At 71.9% G+C, this 22,779-nt stretch carries 20 protein-coding genes and 1 pseudogene; 7 read left to right on the top strand and 14 right to left on the bottom strand.

Translation table 11 applies throughout. The features are described from left to right. The first annotated feature begins 65 nt into the window (after window positions 1-65). From ACZ5ID_RS30770 to ACZ5ID_RS30755, 4 genes are read left to right on the top strand one after another with little or no spacing between them, the layout of a single operon-like run. Complete coding sequence (locus ACZ5ID_RS30770; RefSeq protein WP_468904360.1) at window positions 66-1,685, top strand: AMP-binding protein; 1,620 nt, start codon at window positions 66-68, stop codon at window positions 1,683-1,685. 4 nt (window positions 1,686-1,689) lie between these two features. Beyond that, window positions 1,690-2,550, top strand: a complete 861-nt coding sequence (locus ACZ5ID_RS30765) for a PaaX family transcriptional regulator (protein ID WP_468904358.1) — start codon at window positions 1,690-1,692, stop codon at window positions 2,548-2,550. Between the two features lie 33 nt (window positions 2,551-2,583). Beyond that, window positions 2,584-2,973: a BlaI/MecI/CopY family transcriptional regulator gene (locus ACZ5ID_RS30760; RefSeq protein ID WP_406554432.1), complete on the top strand. Its 390-nt coding sequence runs from the start codon at window positions 2,584-2,586 to the stop codon at window positions 2,971-2,973. Window positions 2,974-2,977: 4 nt separating this feature from the next. After that, window positions 2,978-3,949 (top strand): M56 family metallopeptidase, encoded by a 972-nt coding sequence (locus ACZ5ID_RS30755; RefSeq protein WP_468904354.1) that lies wholly within the window; start codon window positions 2,978-2,980, stop codon window positions 3,947-3,949. Between the two features lie 122 nt (window positions 3,950-4,071). Here the strand turns inward: ACZ5ID_RS30755 and ACZ5ID_RS30750 are convergent, their stop codons facing one another. From ACZ5ID_RS30750 to ACZ5ID_RS30740, 3 genes are all read right to left on the bottom strand, one after another. Beyond that, window positions 4,072-4,527: a tellurite resistance TerB family protein gene (locus ACZ5ID_RS30750; protein ID WP_468904351.1), complete on the bottom strand. Its 456-nt coding sequence runs from the start codon at window positions 4,525-4,527 to the stop codon at window positions 4,072-4,074. Window positions 4,528-4,641: 114 nt separating this feature from the next. Next, a complete protein-coding gene (locus ACZ5ID_RS30745) occupies window positions 4,642-6,954 on the bottom strand; it encodes a bifunctional salicylyl-CoA 5-hydroxylase/oxidoreductase (RefSeq protein ID WP_468904349.1) in 2,313 nt (770 codons plus the stop codon). A 3-nt stretch (window positions 6,955-6,957) separates the two neighbouring features. After that, window positions 6,958-7,785 carry an enoyl-CoA hydratase family protein gene (locus tag ACZ5ID_RS30740; protein ID WP_468904347.1) on the bottom strand — a complete coding sequence of 276 codons (828 nt, stop codon included), beginning with the start codon at window positions 7,783-7,785 and terminating at the stop codon, window positions 6,958-6,960. Between the two features lie 346 nt (window positions 7,786-8,131). On the opposite strand from ACZ5ID_RS30740, the gene ACZ5ID_RS30735 reads away from it, so the two are divergent. Further along, a complete protein-coding gene (locus tag ACZ5ID_RS30735; protein ID WP_468904344.1) occupies window positions 8,132-8,608 on the top strand; it encodes an ATP-binding protein in 477 nt (158 codons plus the stop codon). Here the strand turns inward: ACZ5ID_RS30735 and argF are convergent. The 6 genes from argF to ACZ5ID_RS30705 form a co-directional block, all read right to left on the bottom strand. Continuing rightward, entirely contained in the window at window positions 8,553-9,584 is a 1,032-nt protein-coding gene (gene argF, locus ACZ5ID_RS30730) for an ornithine carbamoyltransferase (protein ID WP_468904342.1), read from the bottom strand. The genes ACZ5ID_RS30735 and argF overlap by 56 nt on opposite strands. Before the next feature lie 62 nt (window positions 9,585-9,646). Beyond that, window positions 9,647-10,879 carry an arginine deiminase gene (locus ACZ5ID_RS30725; RefSeq protein WP_468904340.1) on the bottom strand — a complete coding sequence of 411 codons (1,233 nt, stop codon included), beginning with the start codon at window positions 10,877-10,879 and terminating at the stop codon, window positions 9,647-9,649. A 167-nt stretch (window positions 10,880-11,046) separates the two neighbouring features. Beyond that, window positions 11,047-13,935, bottom strand: a complete 2,889-nt coding sequence (locus tag ACZ5ID_RS30720; protein ID WP_468904337.1) for a polynucleotide kinase-phosphatase — start codon at window positions 13,933-13,935, stop codon at window positions 11,047-11,049. Then, complete coding sequence (locus ACZ5ID_RS30715; RefSeq protein ID WP_468904335.1) at window positions 13,932-15,398, bottom strand: 3' terminal RNA ribose 2'-O-methyltransferase Hen1; 1,467 nt, start codon at window positions 15,396-15,398, stop codon at window positions 13,932-13,934. Before ACZ5ID_RS30715 ends, ACZ5ID_RS30720 begins: the two co-directional genes overlap by 4 nt. Before the next feature lie 142 nt (window positions 15,399-15,540). After that, window positions 15,541-16,479: a homocysteine S-methyltransferase gene (gene mmuM / locus ACZ5ID_RS30710; RefSeq protein ID WP_468904333.1), complete on the bottom strand. Its 939-nt coding sequence runs from the start codon at window positions 16,477-16,479 to the stop codon at window positions 15,541-15,543. 2 nt (window positions 16,480-16,481) lie between these two features. Next, window positions 16,482-17,411, bottom strand: coding sequence for an LLM class F420-dependent oxidoreductase (locus ACZ5ID_RS30705; protein WP_468904331.1), 930 nt, complete (start codon window positions 17,409-17,411; stop codon window positions 16,482-16,484). A 248-nt stretch (window positions 17,412-17,659) separates the two neighbouring features. Here ACZ5ID_RS30705 and ACZ5ID_RS30700 point away from each other — a divergent pair, with 248 nt between their 5' ends. Continuing rightward, entirely contained in the window at window positions 17,660-17,887 is a 228-nt protein-coding gene (locus tag ACZ5ID_RS30700) for a hypothetical protein (protein ID WP_468904329.1), read from the top strand. 35 nt (window positions 17,888-17,922) lie between these two features. On the opposite strand, the gene ACZ5ID_RS30695 is transcribed toward ACZ5ID_RS30700, so the two are convergent. The 5 genes and pseudogenes from ACZ5ID_RS30695 to ACZ5ID_RS30675 form a co-directional block, all read right to left on the bottom strand. Then, window positions 17,923-18,414, bottom strand: a complete 492-nt coding sequence (locus ACZ5ID_RS30695) for a DUF6099 family protein (protein ID WP_468904327.1) — start codon at window positions 18,412-18,414, stop codon at window positions 17,923-17,925. A 251-nt stretch (window positions 18,415-18,665) separates the two neighbouring features. Beyond that, a pseudogene (locus ACZ5ID_RS30690) lies at window positions 18,666-18,986 on the bottom strand (nucleotide pyrophosphohydrolase); the annotation flags it as partial. Then, entirely contained in the window at window positions 18,983-20,107 is a 1,125-nt protein-coding gene (locus tag ACZ5ID_RS30685; RefSeq protein ID WP_468904325.1) for an AAA family ATPase, read from the bottom strand. The gene ACZ5ID_RS30685 and the pseudogene ACZ5ID_RS30690, both read right to left, overlap by 4 nt. A 95-nt stretch (window positions 20,108-20,202) precedes the next feature. Beyond that, window positions 20,203-20,592: a cell division protein SepF gene (locus ACZ5ID_RS30680; protein WP_468904322.1), complete on the bottom strand. Its 390-nt coding sequence runs from the start codon at window positions 20,590-20,592 to the stop codon at window positions 20,203-20,205. A gap of 113 nt (window positions 20,593-20,705) precedes the next feature. Then, window positions 20,706-21,608, bottom strand: a complete 903-nt coding sequence (locus ACZ5ID_RS30675) for an ABC transporter substrate-binding protein (protein ID WP_468904320.1) — start codon at window positions 21,606-21,608, stop codon at window positions 20,706-20,708. 235 nt (window positions 21,609-21,843) lie between these two features. On the opposite strand from ACZ5ID_RS30675, the gene ACZ5ID_RS30670 reads away from it, so the two are divergent. Next, window positions 21,844-22,638: a VOC family protein gene (locus ACZ5ID_RS30670; protein WP_468904318.1), complete on the top strand. Its 795-nt coding sequence runs from the start codon at window positions 21,844-21,846 to the stop codon at window positions 22,636-22,638. Window positions 22,639-22,779: the final 141 nt, after the last annotated feature.

Below are 22,779 nucleotides of genomic sequence, written 5' to 3'. Positions count from 1 at the left end.
TCGCGAACCGTTGACTGCCGTCATCCAAACGATACGCTCCAGAGGCGACAAGGGGGCGATCCCGTATGGAGCTGAAGACCTCAGCGCATGCCGACACGTTTTCCCGCGACCATCTGCCGCCCGCCCACCAGTGGCCGGAACTGGTCTTCGACCTCCCCGAGCTGCGCTATCCCGAGCGGCTCAACTGCGGCGCCGAGCTGCTGGACCGCACGATCGAACGGTTCGGCGCGCACCGGCCCGTCTTCCGTACGGGAGAGGGGACCGTGTGGACGTACGGGGAGCTGCGCGCCCGGGTCGACGGGATCGCCCACACCCTCACCACCGACCTCGGCGTGGTCCCCGGCAACCGGGTGCTGCTCCGCGGGCCCACCACACCGTGGCTGGCCGCCTGCTGGCTGGCGGTGATGAAGGCCGGCGCGGTGGCCGTCACCGTACTGGCCCAGCAGCGCCCGCACGAGCTGGCCACCATCTGCGAACTCGGCCGGATCGGGCACGCCCTGTGCGACGCGCGCTCCCTGGCGGACCTGGAGAAGGCGGCGGTGCCCGGTCTGCGCGTCACCCCCTACGGAGGCGGGACGGCCGACGACCTGCTGCGCCTGGCGCAGGCACCGGCCGCCCGGGAGCCGTTCACGGCCGTGGCGACGGCGGCCGACGACGTCGCCCTGATCGCGTTCACCTCCGGCACCACCGGCCGCCCCAAGGGGTGTATGCACTTCCACCGGGACGTGCTGGCCATCGCGGACACCTTCGCCCGGCACGTCCTGCGCCCCCGGCCCGACGACGTCTTCGCGGGCAGCCCACCGCTCGGCTTCACCTTCGGCCTTGGCGGTCTGGTGATCTTCCCGATGCGGGCGGGCGCCTCCTCGCTGCTCCTCGAACAGGCGGGCCCCAAACAGTTGCTGCCCGCGCTGGCCCGGCACCGGGTCTCCGTCCTGTTCACCGCGCCGACCGCCTACCGGGCGATGCTGGACGAGCTCGACGGGTACGACGTGGGGGCGCTGCGGCGCTGTGTGTCCGCCGGGGAGAACCTGCCCGCCGCCACCTGGCGCGCCTGGCACGAGCGCACCGGTCTGCGCATCATCAACGGCATCGGCGCCACCGAGCTGCTGCACATCTTCATCTCGGCGGCCGACGACGAGATCAGACCGGGTGCCACCGGCAGGCCGGTGCCGGGCTGGCACGCGCGCGTGGTGGACGCCTCGGGCCGGCCGGTGGCGGACGGTGAACCCGGTCTGCTCGCGGTACGCGGGCCGGTCGGCTGCCGCTATCTGGCCGACCCCCGCCAGACGGAGTACGTCCAAGGAGGGTGGAACCTCACCGGCGACACCTATGTGCGCGAGAGCGACGGGTACTTCCGCTATGTCGCCCGCGCCGACGACATGATCATCTCGGCCGGGTACAACATCGCGGGCCCGGAGGTGGAGGACGCGCTGCTGCGCCACCCCGATGTCGTGGAGACCGCCGTGATCGGCCGCCCCGACGAGGCACGCGGCCAGGCCGTCGTCGCCTACTGCGTGCTGCGCGAGGGGGTGGCGGGCGGCGACGCCACGGCCGGGCTCCTCCGCGACCATGTGAAGGCCGAACTCGCCCCCTACAAGTGCCCGCGCGAGATCGTCTTCCTCGACGCCCTCCCCCGGACGCCGACCGGCAAGCTGCAACGCTTCCGGCTACGGGCCCTAGAGTGATCACGTGGCCGAGCAGCACACACCCCGATCCCTGATCGTCACCCTCTACGGCGCGTACGCGCGCGAGACGGCCGGCTCCCTCGCGGTCGCCGAGCTGATCCGCCTGCTCGCCGCCGTGGGCGTGGACGCGCCGTCCGTGCGGTCGTCGGTCTCCCGCCTCAAACGGCGCGGGCTCCTGGTGCCCGAGCGCACCGCGAGCGGCGCCGCCGGGTACGCCCTGTCACCCGACGCGCGCCAGCTGCTCGACGACGGCGACCGCCGCATCTACCCGCACGCCCGGCCGCGCGCGCGTGAGGGCTGGGTCCTGGCCGTCTTCTCGGTCCCCGAGTCCGAGCGGAACAAGCGCCATGTGCTGCGCTCCCGCCTCGCGGGGCTCGGCTTCGGCACGGCGGCGCCCGGGGTGTGGATCGCCCCGGCGCGCCTCTACGACGAGACCCGGCACACCCTGGAACGGCTCCAACTCGCCCCGTACGTGGACCTGTTCCAGGGCGAGCACCTGGGCTTCGCGCCGACGGCCGAGGCGGTGGGCCGGTGGTGGGACCTGACGGCGATCGCCAAGCAGCACGAGGAGTTCCTGGGGCTGCACGAGCCCGCCCTGCGGACCTGGGAGGCACGCGCGCGGACCTCGCCCGAGGTGCCGCCGGAGGAGGCCTACCGGGACTATCTGCTCGCCCTGGACTCCTGGCGCCGCCTGCCGTACGCGGACCCCGGCCTGCCCGCCGCCCTGCTGCCGCCGGACTGGCCGGGCGAGCGGTCCGCGGAGGTCTTCCGCCGTCTGCACGCCCGGCTGCGGGACGCGGGAGCGGCGTTCGTACGGGGGCCGGACGAGCGGGGGCCGGGCGAGCGGGGGCCGGGTGAGGCCTGAGAGCGGCGCCGCTCGCCTCAGTAGGATGACGAGGTGACGGATGAGGACGGGCGCGCCCGCAGGCGGGGGCAGGGCGAGCTGGAGGCCCAGGTCCTGGCCGCGCTGCGGAACGCGGCGGGCCCGGTGACCGCCGGCTGGGTGCGGGAGCGGATCGGCGGGGCGCTCGCGTACACCACCGTCGTGACCATCCTGTCGCGGCTGTACGCCAAGCAGTCGGTGACCCGGGAGCGCGCGGGGCGTTCGTTCGTGTGGACCCCGGCGGCCGACGAGGCCGGGCTCGCGGCGCTGCGGATGCGCAAGGTCCTGGACGGCGAGTCCGACCGGGGCGCGGTGCTGGCCAGCTTCGTCACCGCGCTCTCGCCCGACGACGAGCGGCTGCTGCGCGCGCTCCTCGACGGCGCGGAAGCGGAGAGCGGGGACTGACCCGGTGGGCATGTTCGTCTTCCTTCCGCTGGTCCTGCCCCTGACCGCCTGGCCGATCGCCCGACTGGCCGAGCAGCAGCTGCATCCCCGGACGGCGACCTGGCTGCTCGCGGCGGTCGGCGGCGTCCTCGCCCTGTGCAGCACCCTGTGCCTGGTGCTTCTGATGGTGGTGGGCACCGCCCAGTTGCCGGGCAATCCGCTGCCCGACGCGTGGGCCGACCCCGAGGTGCGGGCGGTGCTGCCCTACGACGAGGTGGTGGGCCGGGCGGCCATCCCCCTCCTGGGAGCGGTCGCGGGGGCGTGCGCGCACCTGGTGTGGCTGCACCGGCGGGTACGCACGCGCGCCTCCCGGGCACTGGCCGGACTGCCCGTGCCCCGGCGCGGGCTGGCCGTGCTGCCGGACGACGCGCGCGCCTACGCGTACGCGCTGCCGGGCGGGCGCGGCGCGGCCGGGTCGCACGGGCGGATCGTCGTGTCGCGCGCGATGCTGGCGAGTCTCGACGCGCGCGAACGGCAGGCGCTGATCGCGCACGAGGAGGCCCACCTGACGGCGGGACACCACCGCTTCCTGCTGGTGGCGGGGCTGGCGGCGCGCGCCAACCCGTTTCTGCGCCCGCTGCGCACCGCCGTGGCCTACACCGCCGAGCGCTGGGCGGACGAGGAGGCGGCGCGGGCGGTGGGCGACCGCCGGACGGTGGCGCGGGCCATCGGCAAGGCCGCCCTGGCGGCCGGCCCCGCGACGAAGGGCCGGGGCACCACGACCGCCCTGGTGGGGTTCGCGACGGCCGGCCCGGTGCCGCGCCGGGTGGCGGCGCTGCTCGGCCCGGTGCCGCCCGCTCCCGCGCTGCCGCCCGCGTGGACGGCGGCCGGGCTCGCGCTGTGGACCGCCGCGGGCGGCACGGCGGCCTCGGCCCTCGCGTCGGCGAACGCGACCGTGACCCTCTTCACGGTGCTGAGGGCCGCGACGGCGCTGTGACGGGCCACTGTGCCGGGGCCCTGTGCCGGGCCATTGTGCCGGGCCCCTGTGACAGGTCCCTGTGACGGGTCGCTGCGGAGGGTCGCTGCGGAGGGCGGCCCCGCGCACGCCGTCGGCCGCTCCTACAGGTCGAACTCGGCCGGTGCCAGCCCGAGCGCGAAGCAGGCCTCGCGCACGACGGCCTGCTCCTTCTTGTCGAAGTCGCCGTCCGCGCCGCCGATGACGATGCCTATCTGGACCACCGCGCGCGCCTCGGCGGGCTTCTTCCTGGCCTTGGCGACCTCCTGCAACACGCTGACCTTGCCGAAGTCGAAGTCGGCCGCCAGCTTGTCCAGATAGTCGTCGAAGCGGCGCTGGAGGTCGTCCGCGGGGAAGTTCTGGAGCACCTCGTTGGTGGAGATGAGCTGGGCGACGCGGCGCCGCTCGGACGGGTCCACGGTGCCGTCGGCCGCGGCGACCAGGGCGCACATGGCCATGGCGGCGTCCCGGAACGCACCGCTCTTCAGATCGTTCTTCTTGGCGAGCAACTGCGTCTGCATGGTCGACGCGGACTCCTTGAAGCGGTCCCACAGGGCCATGAGGTCTCCATCGGTTCTCGGTAGCAACTTCTACAACACTGTAGAAACTTACCGGCGGTCCCTATGGTTCCCATGGGGGCATCATTTTTTCCGCGAGCCGTGGCTCACGCCGACTCAGTTCAGTGTGAGCCGTGGCCGGGGCGCGTCCGTGCGGCCGGTGGGAGGTCTGCGGCTGCCCGCTCGGTACGGCGCCGGCCAGGGTGCCCCGGGTCCCGTGTAGTCCTGCTCGGCGGCGGCGTGCAGGGTCCAGTGCGGATCGTAGAGATGGGGCCGGGCGAGGGCGCAGAGGTCGGCGCGCCCCGCGAGCAGCAGCGAGTTCACGTCGTCCCAGGAGGAGATCGCCCCGACCGCGATGACGGGCACGCCGAGTGTGTTGCGGATCCGGTCGGCGTACGGGGTCTGGTAGGAGCGGCCGAACTCGGGCCGCTCGTCCGGGACGACCTGGCCGGTGGACACGTCGATGGCGTCGGCGCCGTGGGCGGCGAACGCCCGCGCGATCTCGACGGACTCCTCGGCGGTGGTGCCGCCGGGCGCCCAGTCGGTCGCGGAGATGCGGACGGTCATCGGCCGGTCGGGCGGCCAGATGTCCCGCAGCGTGTCGAAAACCTCCAGCGGGAAACGCAGCCGGTTGGCGAGGGAACCCCCGTAGGCGTCCGTGCGTTGGTTGGTGAGAGGGGACAGGAACCCCGACAGCAAGTAGCCGTGGGCGCAGTGGAGTTCGAGCAGGTCGAAACCGCAGCGGGCGGCCCGCCGGGCCGCCGCGGCGAACTGCTCGCGGATGTCGGTGAGACCCGCGCGGTCGAGCGCGTGCGGGACCTGGTTGACGCCGGGGCGGTAGGGCAGGGGCGAGGCGGCGGCGAGGGGCCAGTTACCGTCGTCGAGCGGCTCGTCGATGCCCTCCCACATGAGCTTGGTCGAGCCCTTGCGCCCGGAGTGGCCGAGCTGGACACCGATGGCGGTGCCGGGCGCCCGCCGGTGCACGAAGTCGGTGACCCGGCGCCAGGCCTTCGCCTGCTCGGGGGTGTAGAGACCGGTGCACCCCGGAGTGATGCGGCCCTCGGCGCTCACGCACACCATCTCGGTCATGACCAGGCCCGCGCCGCCGAGGGCCCGGGCGCCGAGGTGGACGAGGTGGAAGTCGCCGGGGAGTCCGTCCTCGGCGGAGTACATGTCCATGGCGGAGACGACGACACGGTTGCGCAGCTGAAGTCCGCGCAGCCGGAAGGGGGTGAACATCGGAGGCGTGCCGGGAGGGCAGGGGAAGTCGCGCTCGACGGCGCCGGTGAAGCCGGGGTCGCGCAGCCGGAGGTTGTCGTGGGTGACCCGGCGGCTGCGGGTGAGCAGGTTGAAGGCGAACTGCCGGGGCGGCTGGCCGAGGTAGAGCGCCAGCTCCTCGAACCAGCGCAGGCTGGCGGCTGCCGCGCGCTGGGTTGACTCGACGACGGGCCGGCGCTCCCGCTCGTACGCGGCGAGGGCGTCCGCCAGAAGGGGCTGCTCCTCCACGCAGGCGGCGAGCGCGAGGGCGTCCTCGACGGCGAGTTTGGTGCCGGAGCCGATGGAGAAGTGCGCGGTGTGGGCGGCGTCCCCGAGGAGCACGGTGCGGCCGTGGGACCAGTGGGCGTTGACGACGGTACGGAAGACGGTCCAGGAGGAGTTGTTGCTCCGTAGCGGCCGGTTGCCCAGGGCGTCCGCGAAGATCTTGGCGCAGCGGTCGACCGAGCCCTGCTCACCGAGCTCGTCGAACCCGGCGGTCCGCCACACCTCCTCGCGCATCTCGACGATGACCGTGGAGGAGCCGGCGGAGAACGGATAGCCGTGCAGTTGCATCACGCCGTGCTCGGTCTCGGCGATCTCGAAGCGGAAGGAGTCGAAGGCGAAGTCGGCGGCCAGCCAGATGTAGCGGCAGCGGTGGCCGGTGATACGGGGCGCGAAGTGCTCGGCGTGCGCCTGGCGGGTGGCGCTGTGCACGCCGTCGGCCGCGATGACCAGGTCGTACTCGGTGGCGAGTTCGGCGGCGGGCGGCGCCTCGGTACGGAAGCGCAGGTCCACGCCGAGCGCGCGGCAGCGCTGGTGCAGGATCTCCAGGAGTCTGCGTCGGCCGAGCGCGGCGAAGCCGTGCCCGCCGGAGGTGAGGGTGCGGCCCCGGTGGACGATGTCGATGTCGTCCCATCGGACGAACTCGGCCTTCAGCGCCTCGTACACCACCGGGTCGGCGTGTTCGATCCCGCCGAGGGTCTCGTCGGAGAGGACGACTCCGAAACCGAAGGTGTCATCGGGGGCGTTGCGCTCCCAGACGGTGATCTCGCGGTCGGGGCGGAGCCGTTTGAGCAGTGCTGCGGCGTACAGCCCGCCCGGGCCGCCGCCGATGACCGCGATCCGCTGCGGCCGTCCGACGGGGCCGGGGCCGCTGTCCCGGGGCCCGGGCACGGCTCAGCGCCCCTGCCACTTGGGGGGCCGCTTCTCGGTGAAGGCGGCGTGGAACTCGGCGTAGTCCTGCCCGTTCATCAGCAGGGCCTGAGTGGCGGCGTCGAGTTCGACGGCGGCGGCGAGCGGCATGTCGAGTTCGGCGGTCAGCAGCGCCTTGGTCTGGGCGTGCGCGAGGGCGGGCCCGGCAGCGAGGTGGCGGGCGAGCTCGGCGGCGCGCGCGTCGGCCTGCCCCTCGCCGGTGAGCTCACTGAGCAGACCGATGCGTTCGGCCTCGGGCGCGCGGACCGGCTCGCCGAGCATCAGCAACCGGGTGGCGTGACCGAGCCCGACGACACGAGGCAGCAGATAGGCCGCCCCCATGTCGCCGCCGGAGAGGCCGACCTTGGTGAAGAGGAAGGCGAACCGCGCGGTGGGGTCGGCGATCCGGAAGTCGGCGGCCAGCGCCAGGACCGCGCCCGCACCGGCGGCGACACCATGGATGGCCGCGATCACCGGGAAGGGGCATTCGCGCACGGCCCGTACGACCTGCCCGGTCATCCGGTTGAAGTCGAGCAGCTGGGCGGTGTCCATGGAGAGCGTCGCGCCGATGATCTCGTCGACATCGCCACCGGAGCAGAATCCGCGCCCCTCGCCCGCGAGCACCAGGGCGCGCACGGCCCGCTCCCGGGAGAGCTCGGCGAGCAGATCGCGGAGGTCGGCGTAGGCGCCGAAGGTGAGCGCGTTGAGCTTCTCGGGACGGGCCAGGGTGACGGTGGCCACCCCGTCCTCCACGGAAAGCCGCAGGTGGCGCCAGTTTTCGGTGCGGGGTGCGGAGCTGGGGAACGGGCTCATGGAGTGCGGCCTCCTCGGCGGGCTGCCAGATGCCTGCCCTTCGAAGGTATCACCCCTGTGTGACTGCCGTCACGAGAGCGCGATACGGAGAGCCGGCGCGAGGGATGCGAGGAGGGCGGCCGGAGGGACATACGAGCCCTCGACCCGCCCCGCCACCGGGGCAGGGAGGGGCGGCGCGCAGTGCGGACGCGGGACACGGCTCCGATCCGGCTTACATGTCCCTGTCACGACCGCCGTGGTCTCTATCCGCCGCTTGCCCGGGTTCGTAAAGTTGAAGGGAGTAGTAGCGTCCCGCGTTCCCCCGCGCCCCGGACGACTCCACGCGACCGAAACGGAAACCCCCGCCGTGCCCGACCCCCCCGGTGCCGCCCGCGAACCGGCCGGCGCCCCGACCTCCTGGCGTATCCCGCTCCCCCACACCAACGCCGCCGTCCCCATCGCCCGCGCCCTGATCCGTACCGCGCTCGCGGACATCGACGCCCCCGCCGACAGCGACACCGCCGAACTGCTCACCGCCGAACTGGTGGCCAACGCCGTCGAGCACACCGCCGCCGACCAGCCCATCGAGCTGGTCGTCGAGCTGGTCGAGGCGGGCTGCCATGTCGAGGTGCACGACCGCTCCCCGCTGCCGCCGGGCGACCTGGGCGCTCCGACGCCGCGCGACGAACCCGACCCTTGGCAGGAGCACGGCCGGGGTCTGCTGCTGATCCGCACCCTGAGTTCGGCCTGCGGCCACCGCCCCACCGCGCACGGCAAGGCGGTGTGGTTCACGCTCCCGGCGCGGCCACCGCTGCCGGAGCTTCCGCGAGGGTCGCGACCATGACCGCCTTGATGGTGTGCAGACGGTTCTCGGCCTCGTCGAAGACGACCGAGTGCGCGGACTCGAAGACCTCGTCGGTGACCTCCAGCTCGGCCAGCCCGTACCGCTCGTGAATCTCCCGGGCGACGGCCGTACCGAGGTCGTGGAAGGCGGGCAGGCAGTGCAGGAACTTCACGTCCGCGTTGCCGGTCGCCCGCAGCACGTCCATGGTCACGGCGTAGGGCGCCAGCGCCTTGATCCGCTCCGCCCAGATCTCCGCGGGCTCGCCCATCGACACCCAGACGTCGGTGGCGACGAAGTCCGCGCCCGCCACGCCTTGCGCGATGTCCTCGGTGAGGGTGACACGGGCCCCGCTCCGCTCGGCCGCCCGCCGCGCGAGGGCGACGACGTCCTCGGCCGGCCAGTACGCCCTGGGCGCCACGATCCGTACGTCCATCCCGAGCAGCGCGCCCGTGACCAGGTAGGAGTTGCCCATGTTGTACCGGGCGTCACCCAGATACGCGAAGGCCGTCCGCTCCAGGGGCTTGTCGGTGTGCTCGGTCATGGTGAGCACGTCCGCGAGCATCTGGGTGGGATGCCAGGCGTCGGTGAGGCCGTTGTAGACCGGCACGCCCGCGTGCGCGGCGAGGGTCTCGACCGTCTCCTGGGCGTCCCCGCGGAACTGGATCGCGTCGAACATCCGCCCGAGCACCCGCGCGGTGTCCCGGGCCGACTCCTTCTTGCCGATGTGCGATCCGGCGGGGTCGATGTACGTGGTGGAGGCGCCCTGGTCGGCAGCCGCCACCTCGAAGGAGCACCTCGTACGCGTCGACGGCTTCTCGAAGATCAACGCGATGTTCCGCCCACGCAGCCGCTGCACCTCGGCGCCCGCCTTCTTGGCGGCCTTGAGCTCGGCTGCCAGACCCACCAGAGCACGGAACTCCTCGGCGGTGAAGTCCAGCTCCTTGAGGAAGTGGCGGCCTGCGAGGTCTGTCGCCATGGTGACTGCTCCTGGGTGACGGAAGGCGGAAACACTGTAAGTCTATACGATGGAACGCATCACTATACGGCATCGCGCTCCACCGGACAGCTCATGCACCGCGGCCCGCCCCGCCCCCGCCCCAGCTCGCTGCCGGGGATCTCGATCACCTCGATGCCCTGCTTGCGCAGATGCGTGTTGGTGGTCACATTGCGCTCGTACGCCACCACCACACCCGGCTCGACCGCCAGCACGTTGCAGCCGTCGTCCCACTGCTCGCGCTCCGCGGCGTGCACGTCCTGGGTGGCCGTCAGCACCCGGATGCCGTCCAGCCCGAGGGCAGCCGCTATGGCCCGGTGCATGTGCTCCGGCGGATGGTCGGTCACCTTCAGGTCCTGCTCACCGGCGCCCGGCTCGATCGTGTACGAGCGGAGCATGCCGAGCCCGGCGTACTGAGTAAAGGTTTCTCCGTCGACCATCGTCATCACCGTATCGAGGTGCATGAACGCCCTGCGCTTGGGCATGTCCAGCGCCACGATCGTGCGGGCGGACCCGGCCGCGAACAGCCCGCGCGCCAGCATCTCCACGGCCTGCGGAGTCGTCCGCTCGCTCATCCCGATGAGCACCGCGCCATTGCCGATCACCAGCACGTCTCCGCCCTCGATGGTCGAGGGGTAGTCGCTCTGCCCCTCCGACCAGGTGTGGAAGGGCCCGGCCCCCGGGCCGGCGAAGAGCGGATGGTGGCGGTAGATCGCCTCGAAGTGAACCGTCTCGCGCTGCCGGGCCGGCCAGCGCATCGCGTTGATGGACACACCGTCGTAGATCCAGGCGGAGGTGTCACGGGTGAACAGGTGGTTGGGCAGCGGGCCCAGCAGGAAGTCGTCCAGGTCCATGGCATGGAACCGCACGGACACCGGCTCCGCGTGACGCTCCAGGAACTCCCGCTTGGTCATCCCGCCCACGAGTGCCTCCGCCAGCTCCGCGGCGGGCAGCTCCTCGAAGACCTCACGCAGATGCCCGGTGGCCAGCGGCCCGTACTCCTTCTCGTCGAAGACCCGGTCCAGGACCAGCCGTCTCGCCTGCGGGATGGCCAGCGACTCGCGCAGCAGATCGCCGAAGAGGTGCACCTTGACCCCGCGGTCGCGCAGCACGTCCGCGAAGCCGTCGTGCTCCTGGCGGGCCCTGCGCACCCAGAGCACGTCGTCGAAGAGGAGAGCGTCCTTGTTGCTCGGAGTGAGCCGCTTCAGCTCCAGATCGGGGCGGTGCAGGATGACGCGGCGCAGCCGCCCGGTCTCGGAGTCGACATGGAATCCCATGCTTCCATCCTGTCCCGCCGGCAGCGCCCTCACCCGGTGAACCGGCCGCTTGCGTCCCAGCCGGAAACGGCACCCGGCACCCGGGGGCGGAGCCGCGGAACCGCACGACTCCGCCCCCGGGGCGCCACGGCCTGGGCATCACGCTCGGGGCGTCACAGCCCGAGGCATTACAGCCTGGGGTCCACCGGCTCCGACTCCAGGGCCAGGACCGCGAAGACCGCCTCGTGGACCCGCCACAGCGGCTCTCTCGCCGCCAGCCGGTCGAGCGCCTCCAGACCCAGCGCGTACTCCCGCAGCGCCAGCGAACGCTTGTGGCCCAGCGACCGCTGCCGCAGCCGCTCCAGATTCTCCGGGCGCGTGTACTCCGGACCGTAGATGATCCGCAGATACTCGCGTCCGCGCACCTTGATACCGGGCTGCACCAGACGGCCCCGGCCGTCCCGCGCCAGCGCCTGCAACGGCTTGACCACCATGCCCTCGCCGCCCGCACCGGTCAGCTCCAGCCACCAGTCGACACCCGCCCGCACGGACGCCTCGTCGCCGGTGTCGACGACCAGACGCCGGGTGACCTGAAGCAGACCCGTCGGGTCGTGCTCCACCAGACGGTCCAGCCACGCCAACTGCTCGTCGTGCGGCACCCCGGCCAGGCTGCGCCCCTGGACGGCCAACAGCTGGAACGGAGCGAGCCGTACCCCCTCCAGTCCGTCCGTGGTCCAGCAGTAGCGCCGGTACGCCTCGGTGAACGCCGCCGCGTCCCGCGCCCGCTCACGCTGACGCGACAGCAGCCCCGCCACCTCCACACCGCGCTCCGCCGCCGCCTCCAGAGCCCCGAGGGCACCCGGGAAGACCGCCCCGGACGCGGCACCCACCGCCGCGTACTGCGACCGCAGCAGCCCCGCGGCCTTCAGCGACCACGGCATCAGCTCGGCGTCGAGCAGCAGCCAGTCCGTACCGAACTCGTCCCACAGCCCGGCCGCGGACACGGCCGCCCGCAGCCGGCCTAGGACCTCCTCGGTGACAGCCGCGTCGTCGAAGAACGGGCGACCTGTGCGGGTGTGCAGAGCGCCCGTCGGCCCCTCCACCCCGAACCGCTCACGCGCTGCCTCGGCGTCACGGCACACCAGAGCGACCGCCCGCGAGCCCATGTGCTTCTCCTCGCACACGACCCGCCCGACGCCGTCCGCCGCGTACTGCGCGAACGCCTCCGCCGGATGCTCCAGGAAGGGCTCGTCACCGCCGCTGCCACGGGCCGCCGCGCGCGAGGTCGCCGTCGGCGCCATCGTCGGCGGCAGATACGCCAGCAGCCGCGGATCGACGGCGAAACGGCTCATGACCTCAAGCGCGGCTGCCGCGTTCTCCTCGCGGACGGCCACATTGCCCAGCTGACGGGTCTCCACGACCCGACGGCCGTGCACATCGGCCAGGTCGAGCGGGCGTCCGTCATGGCCACCGGGCGCCTCGGTGGCCAGCGGACGGACCGGCTCGTACCAGACCTTCTCGGCAGGCACGTCGACGAGCTCGCGCTCGGGCCAGCGCAGCGCGGTCATCCTTCCGCCGAACACCGCACCCGTGTCCAGACAGATGGTGTTGTTGATCCACGATGTGTTCGGGACGGGCGTGTGGCCGTAGACGACCGCCGCACGACCCCGGTACTCCTCGGCCCAGGGGTAGCGCACGGGCAGGCCGAACTCATCCGTCTCGCCGGTCGTCTCCCCGTACAGAGCGTGTGAGCGGACACGCCCCGACGTACGCCCGTGGTACTTCTCGGGCAGACCCGCGTGACAGACGACCAGCTTGCCGCCGTCGAGCACATAGTGGCTGACGAGCCCGTCGATGAACTCCTTCACCTGTTCCTTGAATCCATCGTCCTCCCTGTCCAACTGCTCGATGGTCTCCGCCAGTCCATGGGTGCGCTGGACCTTCTTGCCACCCAGATAACGTCCGAGCTTGTTCTCATGGTTCCCGGCAACACACAGAGCGTTACCATCGGCCACCATTTTCATCACGCGCCGCAACACGCCCGGGCTGTCGGGCCCGCGGTCGACGAGGTCGCCGACGAAGACCGCCGTACGGCCCTCGGGGTGCGCGCCATCCACGTAACCCAGCTTGACCAGCAGCGTCTCCAACTCGGAGCGGCAGCCGTGGATGTCACCGATGATGTCGAAAGGACCGGTGAGGTGGGTGAGGTCGTTGTAGCGCCGCTCGATGGCGATCTCGACGCTGTCCACCTCGGCCTCGGAGCGCAGCACATGGACCTTGCGGAACCCCTCACGCTCCAGTCCCCGCAGCGAACGCCGCAGCTCACGGCGGTGGCGCGCGATGACCTGACGGGGCATGCCGGCACGGTCGGGCCGAGCCGCGTTGCGGGCGGCGCAGACCTCCTCGGGCAGGTCCAGAACGATGGCCACCGGCAGCACGTCGTGCTCCCTGGCCAGCTGGACCAGTTGCCTGCGGCTCTCCACCTGCACGCTGGTGGCGTCCACCACCGTCAGCCGCCCGGCCGCGAGCCGCTTGCACGCGATGTAGTGGAGGACGTCGAACGCGTCACCGCTGGCGCCCTGGTCGTTCTCGTCGTCGGCCACCAGACCGCGGCAGAAGTCGGACGAGAGGACCTCGGTGGGCTTGAAGTGCCGACGGGCGAAAGTGGACTTGCCCGATCCGGTGGCGCCGATGAGGACGACGAGGGAGAGGTCGGGGACGGGGAGGGTGCGCTTGGGGGCCGGGGGCTGGATCGGGGCGGGAGGCCGGACCGCGGCGGGAGGCTGGGCTGCGGTGGGAGGCTGGGCTGCGGCCGGGGTTCCCTCCTCGGTCCGCGGGACGCTTACGGTCTCCGGGTCCGTCTCGGCGCTGGTGGCACCGGCCGCGGTGTGGGTGCGGTTCGCGGGCCCGGAGCGGTTTGTGGGCTCGGAGCTGATCGTGGGCTCGGAGGCGTTCGTGGACTCGAAGGCGTTCGTGGGCTCGGCGCTGATGGCACCGGACGCGGTGTGGGTGCGGTTCGTGGACTCGGAGCGGTTCGTTGGTTCGGAGGCATTCGTGGGCTCGTCCTCGGTGTTCATGCGGCGTTCGCCTCCTTCGCGGTCTTGGTCATCTCGAACACGGCCATCTGCGTGGGCGGCCCCACCTCGGCGTCGTCCGGCCCCACGGGCACGAACTCGACCCCGTACCCATGCCGTTCGGCCACCGACACGGCCCAGTCGCGGAACTCCGCGCGCGTCCACTCGAAGCGGTGGTCACCGTGGCGCACATGCCCGGCCGGCAGCGACTCCCAGCGCACGTTGTACTCCACGTTCGGCGTCGTCACGATCACCGTTCGCGGGCGCGCCGCGCCGAACACCGCGTACTCCAGTGCGGGCAGCCTGGGCAGGTCGAGATGCTCGATCACCTCGCTGAGCACGGCCGCGTCGTACCCCTTGAGCCGCTTGTCCGTGTACGCGAGCGAGCCCTGCGTCAGCGTGATCCGCCCGGCCTGCCGCTCGCCCATCCGCTCCAGGCGAAGCCGGCGCGCGGCGATCGTCAAAGCGCGCATCGACACGTCCACACCCACGATCTCGGTGAACCGGACGTCCTTCAGCAGCTCCTGCAGCAACTGGCCCTGGCCGCAGCCCAGGTCGAGCACCCGGCTCGCCCCGGCCTCGGCCAGCGCCGTCAGGATGGCCTCACGCCGCATCACGGCCAGCGGCACGGGGCGTTCCTCGGTGTCGCTCATCTCGTCCACCGCGTTGTCGATCGCCTCGACCGCGATGTCGTCGGCCTCGGCCAGCCGCACCAGTTCGAGCCGCTCCATCGCCTGCCGGGTCAGCCCCCAGCGCCGGGACAGATACCGGCTGGTGATCAACTTCTGCTCGGGGTGGTCGGCCAGCCAGCCGTCGCCCGCGCGCAGCAGCTTGTCGACCTCATCCGGCGCGACCCAGTAGTGCTTGGCGTCGTCCAGCACCGGCAGCAGTACGTACAACTGCCGCAGTGCGTCGGCGAGCCGCAGCTCCCCTTCCAGTACGAGCCGTACGTAACGGGACTCGCCCCACTCCGGGAACTCCTCGTCCAGCACGACGGGCTCCGCCGCGACCGAGGTCCAGCCCAGCGGCCCGAACAGCTTGTGCACGAGCTCGGCACCGCCGCGCGCGGGCAGCGCGGGCACCTCGATCCGCAGCGGCAACGGCGCCTCGGCCCGCTCCGGCAGCACGTTGCACACCCCGCGCAGCGCACTCTTGAAGACGGTGCTCAGCGCGACGGACATCAGCGACGACGCCGCGTACGGGCGGTCGTTGACGTACTGCGCCAGCGCGGAATCGGGAGCTCCGCCACGGCCCTTGCCCTTGCCCCGCCGCACCAGCGCCACCGGATCCACCTCCAGGAGCAGCGCGGCCGTGCAGCGCTCGGCCGTCGCCTCGGGGTAGAGGACGTGCGCGGTGCCCTGCGCCGTGGAGAACGCCTGCGCCTTCCCGGGATGCTTGTGCAGCAGAAAACCGAGGTCGGTGGCGGGGCGTTCGGGGGTACCGGTCGTGGTGATTGTCAGGAACACGCGTTGAGTATCGCCCGGTATCTGTGGCTTCTACCAGGCATTTTCTGCTGGGGGGAGTGGGTAGTGGGGGCAGGGTTCCAGCTGGGTCGTCCTGAGGGGGCGCGGGGCGCAGAGCCCGAGCGGGGTGGTTCGCCCGGACCCCTCATTCCGTTTGCGACAGGAACCCCGCCAGCCGGGCGATCTCCGCCGGCCCCACCCGGCAGCAGCCGCCCACCAGACGGGCACCCCCGGCCTGCCAGGCCTGGACGCGGGACGGGTCGAACGTCGCGCCACCCCTCCACGACCGGGCCTGCGCGTCCCACTGCTCACCACTGTTGGGATAGGCCACCACAGGCTTGCCGGTGACGGACGCCGCGAGCTCCACGGCGTGGTCCGCGTCGGCGGGAGTACAGCAGTTCACCCCCACGGCAATCACCTGGTCCACACCCGCCGCCAGCGCGAACGCGTCCTCCAGCGGCTGGCCCGCCCTCGTCCGTTCCCCCTCCACGCTGTACGACAGCCACACCGGCACCCCGCACCCTTCGACCGCCCTCAGCAACGCCTCGGCCTCGTCGGTGTCGGGCACGGTTTCCAGTGCGAAGACGTCCGGGCCCGCCGCGGCCAAGGTCTCGACGCGGGGGCGGTGGAAGCGCTCCAGCTCCTTGACCGTCAGCCCGTACCGGCCCCGGTACTCGCTGCCGTCGGCCAGGAAGGCACCGTAGGGGCCGAGGGAGGCGGCGACCCAGACTTCGGCTTCGGGGGGCTCCCCCTCCCCTCCCCCCGCCCCCGCCCTCTCCCCTGCCCTTCTGGCCAGCTCCACGCTTCGGGCAAGCAGCGCCGTCGCCTCACGGCGGGGCACTCCCCGGTGCGCGAAGCCCTCGTAGGTCGCCTGATAGCTGGAGGTGATCAGTACCCGCGCGCCCGCCCGTACATACGCCTCGTGTGCGGCCTCGATCTGCCCGGGGGCATCGGCGAGCAGTCGTGCGGTCCAGAGCGGGTCGCTCAAGTCACAGCCCTGGGCCATCAGCTGGTTGGACAGGCCGCCGTCGAGGACCACCGTTCGCGTGGACAGCGCCTCGGCCAATGGACGGGCGGGCCGCACGGTCAGGCCCCGTTCAGCTGGGACTGGACCTGGGAGGAGATCAGTTCGAGGTGGTCGAGGTCGTCCAGATCCAGGACCTGCAGGTAGATCCGGGACGAGCCGATCGCCTCGTACGCGCCGATCTTCTCCACCACTTCGGCGGGTGAGCCCGCCAGTCCGTTCGCCTTGAGCTCTTCCACGTCCCTTCCGATGGCAGCCGCCCGGCGCGCCACTTCAGCGTCGTTCTTTCCTACGCAGACGACCAGGGCGTTGGAGTACACCAGGTCGTCGGGGTTGCGTCCGGCGCTCTGGGCGGCGGTGCGCACCCGGTTGAACTGCCGTTCGCTGTCGGCCAGGGAGGCGAACGGGATGTTGAACTCGTCGGCGTACTGTGCGGCCAGCCGTGGGGTGCGGACCGCGCCGTGGCCGCCGATCAGGACCGGCACCTTGGCCTGTGCGGGCTTGGGGAGCGCGGGTGAGTCGGTGAGCTGGTAGTAGGTGCCGTCGTAGGTGAAGGTCTTGCCGGTCTCGGTGGCCCAGAGTCCGGTGACGATGGCGAGTTGTTCCTCCAGGCGCGCGGACTTCTCCTTGGGGAAGGGGATGCCGTACGCCTTGTGCTCGTCCTCGAACCAACCCGCGCCGAGGCCGAGTTCGACGCGTCCGCCGGACATCTGGTCCACCTGGGCGACCTGGATGGCGAGGACGCCGGGGAGGCGGAAGGTGCCGGCGGTCATCAGGGTGCCGAGGCGGATGCGGCTGGTCTCGCGGGCGAGTCCGGCGAGGGTGATCCAGGCGTCGGTGGGGCCCGGGAGGCCGTCGGCGGAGCCCATGCGCAGATAGTGGTCGGAGCGGAAGAAGGCGTCGAATCCGAGGGCTTCGGTGGCCTTGGCGACGGTGAGGAGGGTGTCGTAGTCGGCGCCCTGCTGGGGCTCCGTGAAGATTCGAAGATCCATGCATCCATCCTGCACCTTCGAACTGTCGTCAACCCGGCCGTTGCCGCATGCTCGATGGCTGCCCTGTCGGGTGAAAATCGTCCACCTGACGGGCCGCGGGGGCTCTGACCAGTGACTGTGGCGCTGAGTGGTCGTTGGCTCGGGCGGAGCCGGACCGCCCGGCTCGCGCGCCGGCGGCCACTGCCGAGGCGTCTGCCGAACCGCCGCCCTCGCACCCGCACGGGAGGGCTCGGGCCGAGGAGGCCTTCATGTCCCAGGAAGCTGTGCCGGAGCAGGCCGTGCCACAGGAGCCGGACGGCCAGTCCATGCCCCAGCAGCAGGGCGCGCCGAAGGGGCTGTTGCAGCAGATGGAGGAGTTGATGGCGGCGCTGACCGCGGATCTGTCGCAGCTCGACGCCGATCTGCAGTCGTCGGCCGAGCGGGTGCCGGGTCAGGAGGCCGGTGGTCAGACGGAGGGCCACTCCCAGGGCGTGTGAGGCGTGTGAGTGGCGGCACGCTGCCTCCCGTCCGCTCATGACGGCCGCGCAGTCGAGTCGCGCAGGACGCCCGGCCGTCTCTCCTGCTCGCGCACGGTGAGCCTGCGGAGCATTCCGCGGACCCGGTCGCTCGATTCGTCGGCGGCGTCGATCGCTTCGATGCACTGCCAGTAGAGCCCTTCCTCGTCGGTGGCGCAGGCGACGCCGACGAGGGCCATGCCGACGTCTCCGAGCAGCCCGCCGAGGCCGGTCAGTGTCTGTCTGGCGTCGCTGATGCCGGAGAGCTGGGTGGCTCGGATGCCGCCGATGCGCAGCCCGGGGTGGTCGAGGACGCCGCAGCCCCGGCCACCGGTCTCGCTGAGGCCGCGGGCCTCGCCCCTGAGTTCGGGCGGTCCGGTGGCCGCGAGGTGACTTCCGATGGCCTGGGCGAGGGCTTGTGCCTGCCAGGCCTCGGTGACGATCTCCAGCGCCGCGGTGCTTTCCGCGAGCGCCAACCTGCTCATCCCGATGAGTCGTACCGCGTCCATGCGCCGCCCCCGTTCATACGACGATCCGTTTCCCCGTCACTACCTAGAGTGAGCTTCTTGGGCCAGGAAAGCCAGAGGAATTGGGAAATCTGTGGACGAGCAGGCAGTTTTGAATAACTTGCTCACTCCGAAGAGTGACGGTTTGGACTTTCGTCGGGGTTTTGCACAGGGGTGGAGGCGGTTTTGGCGTCGGCGGGGCGGTTCTGGGCCCGCTCCGGACCGGCCGGGGGTTGCGGGGCGGGCGGGACGACGGGGACGGGGAAGCGGAGTTCGTTGCGGTCGATCTTGGCGGAGAGCGCGGCCAGCGGGTCGATGCCGAGGACCTGGCAGAGCTGGAGGAGATAGGCGAGGACGTCGGCCACCTCGTCGGTCACCTGGTGGGCGCGCTCGGGGTCGTGCATGACCCGTTCGGACTGCTCGGGAGTCAGCCACTGGAAGATCTCGAGGAGTTCGGAGGCCTCGACGCTGAGGGCACAGACGAGGTTCTTGGGAGTGTGGAAGGGCTGCCAGTGGCGTACGGCCGCGAAGTCGGCCAGTCGGCGCTGGAGTCCCGCTACGTCGGGTTCGGTCACGGTTCCAGGTCTACCACTGCCACCCCCGGGACTCCCCGGGCGCATGCGGCGTCCGTGACGGTGCCGGTGAGGCGGATGTGGCCGCGTCGGCACATCTCGGCGGCCAGCGCCACGAGTTCGCGGGCCTGGCGTCCGTCGAGACCGCGGTCGAAGCCGTCGGTGAGGACGGTGAGGGTCTGCAGGGCGGAGGGGATCTCGGCGACGGTGTCGACGGCGAGCACGCCGGGGCCGGTGAGCAGGACGAGGGCGAGTGCGAGGTAGCGCAGTTCGCCCTCGCCCAGGCGGGCGACGGGCGTGGGGTTCCGCTCGCCCCGGCCCACCACCGCCCGTAAGGTGCCGTCGGCCAGTTCCTCCGCGGCGAGTGCGGTGACCGGGCCGGCGCAGCCCGCGCGGGCTGCGGTGACCAGTCGGGCGTGCCGGATGGTGCACTCCTCGGCGGTGCGGGAGAGGATCTCGGCGAGGTTGTCGCAGCCGCGCCGCAGTCTTCCCTGGCCGGGCAGGACGGGTTCGCGCATGCGCTGCGGCTGGGGGTCGCAGGCGAATACGGACCGCAGCGCGACCACGACCTGTTCGGCGGCGGCGAGGACCCGCAGCTGCCCTTCGGTCTTCCCGGCGACGCGGAGCGGCAGCAGGGCGGTGCCGAGCCGGTCGTCGGGGAGCGGGGCGCGGGTGACGGGAACGGTTCCGGCGGTGTGCCAGGCGGCCTGCACGGTGGAGCGGCCCGGGTCACGCAGGGCGGTGGACAGGAGGGTGTCGCCGTCACTGGTCAAACGTTCGCCGACGACGCGGAGTTCCGGCTCGGCCTGGACGGCCAGGTCGAGGCGGACGGGCCCGGCGGGTCCGTCGACGGTGCAGCCGATACGGAACCCCCGGCGGCCCTGGGCGTCCGCCTCGGCGCGTTCGGGTACGCACCCGGCGGGGTCGGGGAACGCCGTGGCGAGGGTGGCGCCGGCGCCGAGCCGGGCCAGTGCCTCGTACGCCTGGAGGACGCTGGACTTGCCGCTGCCGCTCGGTCCCGCCAGGAAGGTGAGCGGGCCGAGCGGGAAGACCGCGCCGCGGTGCGACTTGAAGGCGGAGAGCCGCAGTTCGGTGACGGTGGGCCGGTCACAGGTTCCGTTCATGGAACGGACCGTACGAGGACGAAATCTGACGAACCGTTACGCCTCGGTCACCTTCCTACGAACGAGGGACGGCTGCCCGCGGGGCTGCCACCGCCCTACGCGTGGGGGACGACGGCCTCGGCGATTCCCTCCACCTCCGTGCCCACGGGGGCCAGGAGGAAGACGTTGCGGTCGACGCGGTGCATTCCGCTGCCCAGGCCGAAGACCACTCCGCTGCTGAAGTCGAGGATGCGCTTGGCGACTTCGGTGTCCGCGCTCGTCAGATCGAGCAGGACGGGCGTCTGCGCCATCATGTACTCGGCTACCTCGCGCGCGTCCGCGAAGACCTGGACGCGCAGCACGACGAAGCGGCGCTGCTCGACGGTCGCGTACTCGTTGGGGAGGGTGCGGTGGTCCACGCGGGAGGGCCACTCGTTGCGACTGCGCAGCGGAACCACCTGGGCGAGCCCCTCCCACTGTTCATCGGTGACGTCGTACCTGCTCACCGGACCACCTCGCCCCTGTGCTGTATCTGCATCCGGCCATGATGACGCCGCTCACCCGTTCAGCCCAACTCCGACACGGCTGTGAGCTGTGAAGTTGTCCGGACCGGGGCGTACTAACGTGCGGTGGCCAGGTCCACGGCGTCGGCCACGCGGGCGAAGAACCGGGCGTGGGCCGGTGCGCTGCACGGCGCTTCGGGGTTCCAGGGCAGCACGCGCGCGCGGTCCTCGATGGCCTGCCAGTGGGCGTCGGCGCGCAGCCGCTCCACGGGGGTGGCGTTCACCCGTACGTCGCACAGCAGGATCTCGGCGGGCAGGGCGGCGGTCTCCTTCCAGGTGAGCGTGGTCCAGTTCGCGCCGCTCGCGGCGGGCGGCTCCACCAGGTGCACGCCGTGTTCGGTCAGGGCGCGCAGCTCCGGCCAGGCATGGGGACGGGCCACATGGACCTGGTCGGTTCCGGCGGGTGAGAGGGCGAGTACGCGGGGGCTGCCCGCGGGCTCCGTCCCCGCGCGCGTGGCGGCCGTCACCGCGCGCAGTCGGCGCTGGGCCGCTTCCAGGAGGCGGGCGTCGTCCTCGCGGCGGCGGTCGCCGCCCAGGGTGCGTGCGAGGTCGGCGAAGCGGTTCCTGATCTCCGCCAGCGAACGTGAGTGTCCGATGTCGATGACAACCACCGGAACGTGTTCCTCCAGGTGTTTGGCCGTCTCGGGGTCGAGGCCGTAGACCTGGCCGCCTCCATAGCTGACGGCCACGAAGAGGTCGGGTGTGCCCTGGAGCAGTGCGTCGAGGTCGAGGGTGGCGCCCGCACCCAGGTAGCGCAGGCGGTTCAGAGGCAGCCCGCCCGCTTTGGCGTGGTCGGGGGCGGGCCCGTCGTGGAAGGAGCCGAAGACGGCTCCGGGGCCGACGCCGTGGTCCCAGAGCGTGGCTCCGGCCTGGATGTAAGCGGTCACCCGGGAGGGGACCCGCGCCGCCGTCACCGTCTGCCCGCGGTCGTCCGAGAACTGCCAGACCGGCTTGTCCATGAGGTCACACGCCCCCTGTAGGTCGCTGTGCGCCAGCGTCGGGCCACGCTACGCCCGAGTCGTCCCGCCCCGCCAGGATCCGTGACCGCTTACCTGCCCGGCGTCCGGTCCCGTCACCCGCCCGGACCGCTCCCGTCGTCCGCGCTCCGGCGCGCGGAAGCACTCGGCGCGCGGGGTGGCGTACGCCTGGCTAGCGTGGCACAGGGGCCGTCGTCACACAGGAGAGAGCACAGTCATGGCCGCAGAACCAGAGGGCACTCCGTGCTGGGTCGATGCGATGTTCACCGATGTCGAGGGAGCGAAGAGCTTCTACGGTGACGTACTGGGCTGGACGTTCGGCGAGGCGGCGTCGCAGTACGGCGACTACACCCAGGCGTACGCGAACGGCAAGGCGGTGGCGGCCGTCGTACCGCCGATGCCGGGCCAGGAGGGGCAGTCGGCGTGGTGTCTCTACCTCGCGTCGCCCGATGTCGCCGCCACCGCGAAGAAGATCAAGGACAACGGCGGTGAGGTGCTGATGGAGCCGATGCAGGTCGGCGGCTTCGGGTCGTTGGCGATCGCCCGCGAGCCCAGCGGGGCGGTCTTCGGCGTCTGGCAGGCGGGCAGCCACGAGGGCTTCGAGGCCAAGGCGGTGCCCGGGGCGTACTGCTGGGCCGAGTTCTTCACCCGCGACCCGGCGAAGCTCGACACGTTCCTGCCCGCGGTGTTTCCGTACGGCGCCAAGCAGATGCAGGACGACGCGGCGGACTTCCGGGTCTTCAGCGTGGGTGACGAGATGGCCCTGGGCCGTATGAGGATGACGGACGATTTCCCGCCCGAGATCCCGTCGTACGTGAACGTGTACTTCACGGTCCCCGACTGCGACAGCGCGGTGGCGAAGGCGACCAAGCGGGGCGGGGTGCTGCGGTTCGGGCCGATGGACACGCCCTTCGGCAGGTTCGCGGCGCTCAGCGACCCGCAGGGGGCCGCGTTCTCGGTGATCGACCTCCAGAAGAAGCAGGGCGAGATGCCGCGGATGGCCGACGTGTAACAGGCGTCGCGCCCCGAGGCGGGGGGGGGGGGGGGGGGGGCCCCCCCCCCCCCCCCCCCCCCCCCTTTTTTCCCTACCCCCCCCCCCCACCCCCCCCCCCCCCAAACACGGGAGATACCGGAAACACCGGTGTACCCCTGA

The sequence above is a fragment of the Streptomyces sp. NPDC031670 genome (assembly GCF_055580545.1).
The sequence above is the reverse complement of the archived record's forward strand: the minus strand, read 5'-3'. Positions and strand labels throughout refer to the sequence as shown.

Bases quoted from the DNA above. Each gene is read 5' to 3' on its own strand.
- ACZ5ID_RS30705 (WP_468904331.1), bottom strand. From the start codon at position 17,411: ATGGATCTTCGAATCTTCACGGAGCCCCAGCAGGGCGCCGACTACGAC.
- ACZ5ID_RS30675 (WP_468904320.1), bottom strand. From the start codon at position 21,608: ATGGACAAGCCGGTCTGGCAGTTCTCGGACGACCGCGGGCAGACGGTG.
- ACZ5ID_RS30720 (WP_468904337.1), bottom strand. From the start codon at position 13,935: ATGAACACCGAGGACGAGCCCACGAATGCCTCCGAACCAACGAACCGC.
- ACZ5ID_RS30770 (WP_468904360.1), top strand. From the start codon at position 66: ATGGAGCTGAAGACCTCAGCGCATGCCGACACGTTTTCCCGCGACCAT.
- argF (WP_468904342.1), bottom strand. From the start codon at position 9,584: ATGGCGACAGACCTCGCAGGCCGCCACTTCCTCAAGGAGCTGGACTTC.
- ACZ5ID_RS30700 (WP_468904329.1), top strand. From the start codon at position 17,660: ATGTCCCAGGAAGCTGTGCCGGAGCAGGCCGTGCCACAGGAGCCGGAC.
- ACZ5ID_RS30725 (WP_468904340.1), bottom strand. From the start codon at position 10,879: ATGGGATTCCATGTCGACTCCGAGACCGGGCGGCTGCGCCGCGTCATC.
- ACZ5ID_RS30670 (WP_468904318.1), top strand. From the start codon at position 21,844: ATGGCCGCAGAACCAGAGGGCACTCCGTGCTGGGTCGATGCGATGTTC.
- ACZ5ID_RS30685 (WP_468904325.1), bottom strand. From the start codon at position 20,107: ATGAACGGAACCTGTGACCGGCCCACCGTCACCGAACTGCGGCTCTCC.
- ACZ5ID_RS30750 (WP_468904351.1), bottom strand. From the start codon at position 4,527: ATGGCCCTGTGGGACCGCTTCAAGGAGTCCGCGTCGACCATGCAGACG.
- ACZ5ID_RS30740 (WP_468904347.1), bottom strand. From the start codon at position 7,785: ATGAGCCCGTTCCCCAGCTCCGCACCCCGCACCGAAAACTGGCGCCAC.
- ACZ5ID_RS30695 (WP_468904327.1), bottom strand. From the start codon at position 18,414: ATGGACGCGGTACGACTCATCGGGATGAGCAGGTTGGCGCTCGCGGAA.